This is a genomic window from Bradyrhizobium sp. (genome assembly GCF_049512235.1).
GTDB lineage: Bacteria > Pseudomonadota > Alphaproteobacteria > Rhizobiales > Xanthobacteraceae > Bradyrhizobium.
The window spans coordinates 1-3,428 of the sequence record NZ_JBEKXH010000615.1 but is presented as its reverse complement, the minus strand read 5'-3'; the positions used below and the strand labels follow the sequence as shown (position 1 = coordinate 3,428).

The following is a 3,428-nucleotide window of genomic DNA, read 5'->3' as shown; positions in this document are numbered from 1 at the left end:
GGACGCCGCAGCTAATGTTAATAATCTATCGGTCGAGTTGAATTATGGCGCAACAAATTGTCGATTATGACCCGAATTGGCCAAGGGACTTCGAGTGCGAGGCGCAGCGCCTCAGTCGGGCGCTCGGAATGCTGGCGGCCCGCATTGAACATATCGGTTCCACTTCGGTACCGGGGCTGCCTGCGAAACCGATCATCGATATCCAGATCACTCTACAAGACGAGACGGCAGTGCAGCAATGCCGACTAATTGTTCTGGAGCAAGGTTACACCGAGGCGATCGCTCCCGTGCATTTTTTCCATCAACCTGCAGCGTGGCCACACAGCCATCACGTGCATATACGAGAAGACGGCAGCTTCGAAGCGCGCAGGCGGCGCGAGTTTCGCGATTGGCTCAGGAAGCACCCAAGGGATCGCGATGCCTACGGAACCCTCAAACGCAAACTGGCCGAATCCGCTGACTTGCAGCGCCTGGAAGAGCGCGTTCGCTACTCCCATGCCAAGGGCGCGTTCGTGCGTGAGATCGAGAGACTTGCTGGCCTTGGTGGCAGCACGTCCCAGGCGTAGTGAGGCCAATCTCCCCGTCGATACGCTCCGAAGAAATCAACCCGTTATAACCGCCGTCCCGACATCGCCCGCGGCTATTCCGCCGCCGCCGGGACCGGGACAAGCGCCACGGCTCGCCATTCGGTTGTGACCGCGACGCCGCTGCGGCGGAACAACTGCGTCACCGGGCAGCGCCGCTCCACCTCGGCCCCGAAATGGGCGAATTGCGCCGGCGCCGCGTCGGTCTCGATGCTGGCCACCAGCGTCAGCTGGGTGAAGTTGCTGACGCCTTCGGCGCCCGTCGCCAGCACCGTCGGGTCGAGCTTGGCATCGACCGAGACCGTGAAGGCGCCCAGCTTCAGTCCGTGGTCGCGGGCGACGATTTGCGACGTGACTTGGGTGCAAGAGGTCAACGCCGCAAGGGCGTAGGCCAGCGGGCTCGGGGCGGTGTCGCCGCCGCCAAAGGCCGGGTGCGCGTCGGTCTGGATGACATGGGCGGATCCATCCTCGCGGACGATCTGGGCGACACCGCGGCCTTGGCCGGTCAGGCGGAAGGTGACGAGGGGAATTTGCGGGGACATGTCGGCTCCTGAGTTGACGGATTGACATCGGTGGCTGCGGGATCTCTCCAATCGCTCGCGCGCAGCTGCGTGCGATGCGGCATTCGGTCGAAGCCTGGCAGCATGCGATAGCGAGCGAGCCAATTCGATCAGACGGCGGAGGGCAGTCAATCACCACGGGAAAATAACAACCTTATTCTACGGTTCTTTACGATAAATATATTGTTTTTCATTTCGCAAAGATTTGAAAGGGAGTTTTTACTTCGATCGCCTGGCGGGCGACGCATCAGACGTACCGGAACGAAAAGCTGGCAAAAATGAGGGATCTATGAGCGCTGGTATCGATGCCGGCTGCATTTAATCGCCGGGGATCGAGCGGAGAGCGAAAGCCGTCCATGCGTAGCCTGTTCTGTGCAAAGCCGGGCTAAAGAGCCTGGCATATTTAGTAGATGATTTTCATAGATTATCGGGCGCATTGGCGTAACTTTGCAGGCGAGGGCGGTCGGGCGTCGGTTTGCCGGACTTGCTTTTGGGGATCCGGAGGTTCGCGTGTCGAGACAGCTTCATCTGAACCTGAACTTTCTCAATGCCGGCACGTTTGGCGGCGCGTGGCGTTGGCCGGCATCGGATCCCGCAAGCTTCTATGATATCGATTTCTGGATTCGGACCGCGCAGCTCGCCGAGCGCGCGACATTCGACGCGGTATTTCTGGCGGACTTTCCCGCACTCTCCGACAACCCCGAATTCCGGCCGTTCCAGTCGCTGGAACCGACTGTTGTGCTGACGGCCATCGCCGCGGCGACCAGGCACCTCGGACTGATCGGCACGGCATCGTCGTCCTACAACGAACCCTACAACATCGCGCGGCGCTTCGCCTCGCTCGACCATGTCAGCCGGGGGCGCGCGGGACTCAACATCGTGACGACAGCGGATCCGGCATCGGGCCGCAATTTTGGCGCCGAGGTGCGACCAGCCCATGCGGCGCGCTACGAGAGGGGCGCGGAGTTTGCCGAGGTCGTCGGTGCGCTCTGGGACAGCTGGGAAGACGGCGCGGTGTTGGGCGACAAATCCGCTGGACGCCTGATCGATCCGGCGCGCGTCCATGTGATCAATCATCGCGGCACGTATTTTTCGGTGGCAGGGCCGCTCAATGTGCCACGTTCGCCGCAGGGGCGTCCGATCGTCGTCCAGGCCGGTGGATCCGACGAGGGGCGGGATCTGGCGGCGCGTCATGCGGATGCGGTGTTCTCCGTGGCGCTCACGCTCGCCGACGCCCAGCAGTACAGCGGGGATCTGCGCGCGCGGGCCGTCGCCCATGGCCGGCAGGCGAGCGACATCCTGATCTTTCCGGGCCTTGTGACCGTGATCGGCGGAACCGAGGCGGAGGCGAAGCGGCGCGAGCAGGAGCTCTGGGAGCTATTGCCCTTCGAATACGGCCTGCGACGCCTGGCCGGCACGCTGGGTGTTCCCCCTGAGAGCCTCGATCTCGACAAGCCGCTGCCTTCGCTTCCGCTGGTTGTCGATGGCATCCAGACTTTCTTCAAGGGCGCGGTCGCAACGGCGCAGCGCGGTAATCTGACCGTGCGGCAGCTCATTCGCGCGCAGGGAGGCGGCACCGGTCATCGGATCGTGGTCGGAACGCCTGAGCAGATCGCCGACGGGATCGCCGAATGGTTTGCCACCGGCTTCGTTGACGGTTTCAACGTGATGCCTGACGTGATCGCTTCTGGTTTCGACGCCTTCGCCGAAGCGGTTGTGCCGCTGTTGCGGCGCAAGGGCATCTTCCGCGAGCGTTACGAAGGCGCGACACTGCGCGATCATCTCGGGCTCGCGCGCCCCGCGCGTCGCCCTGCTCCGGGGGAAACGAGCTTTGGTGCGTCGGCCAATGTCACCGCGCTGCGTCAGTGATCCCGCACATCCAGGTCAGAGGTAACGCGATGAAGGCTCCATTCGTGTCGGCCATTCCCTCCCGGTTCCCGAGCATTGATGCCGATCGATTGGCGGCTCGCCTTGGCGAGGACACGGAGATCGCGCTTGTGGATGTCCGCGAGGAGGGCGTTCAGGCCAGGGATGGCCATATTATTTTCTCTGTGCCTTTGCCGCTGAGCAGGCTTGAGCTGCGGGCCGGGACCTTGTTGAAGCGTCGCGGCGTGCCGATGGTGGTCACGGATGGCGGGCCGGGCGATCTCGGGGAGCAGCTGTTTGACGCGCCGCTGCAGATGCTGCGCACGATCCCGTTCTGTCGCAGTTCAAGGGCACCAACCTGCAGCTCGCGGCCGACCGCGTTCTCGCCGCCCACGGCCTTTCCGAGCGCAATGCCAAG

At 63.1% G+C, this 3,428-nt stretch carries 4 protein-coding genes; 3 read left to right on the top strand and 1 reads right to left on the bottom strand.

The window, feature by feature from the left end:
- Nucleotides 1–44: 44 nt before the first annotated feature.
- Entirely contained in the window at nucleotides 45–566 is a 522-nt protein-coding gene (locus ABSG20_RS32740; RefSeq protein WP_423868588.1) for a GrpB family protein, read from the top strand.
- Between the two features lie 74 nt (nucleotides 567–640).
- On the opposite strand, the gene ABSG20_RS32735 is transcribed toward ABSG20_RS32740, so the two are convergent.
- A complete protein-coding gene (locus ABSG20_RS32735; RefSeq protein WP_423868587.1) occupies nucleotides 641–1,126 on the bottom strand; it encodes an OsmC family protein in 486 nt (161 codons plus the stop codon).
- 528 nt (nucleotides 1,127–1,654) lie between these two features.
- Between ABSG20_RS32735 and ABSG20_RS32730 the strand changes: the two genes are divergently transcribed.
- Together ABSG20_RS32730 and ABSG20_RS32725 are read left to right on the top strand one after the other, a co-directional pair.
- A complete protein-coding gene (locus ABSG20_RS32730) occupies nucleotides 1,655–3,013 on the top strand; it encodes an LLM class flavin-dependent oxidoreductase (protein ID WP_423868586.1) in 1,359 nt (452 codons plus the stop codon).
- Nucleotides 3,010–3,428: rhodanese-like domain-containing protein (locus ABSG20_RS32725; RefSeq protein ID WP_490338354.1), on the top strand; the 419-nt coding region annotated here is incomplete at its 3' end. The genes ABSG20_RS32730 and ABSG20_RS32725, both read left to right, overlap by 4 nt.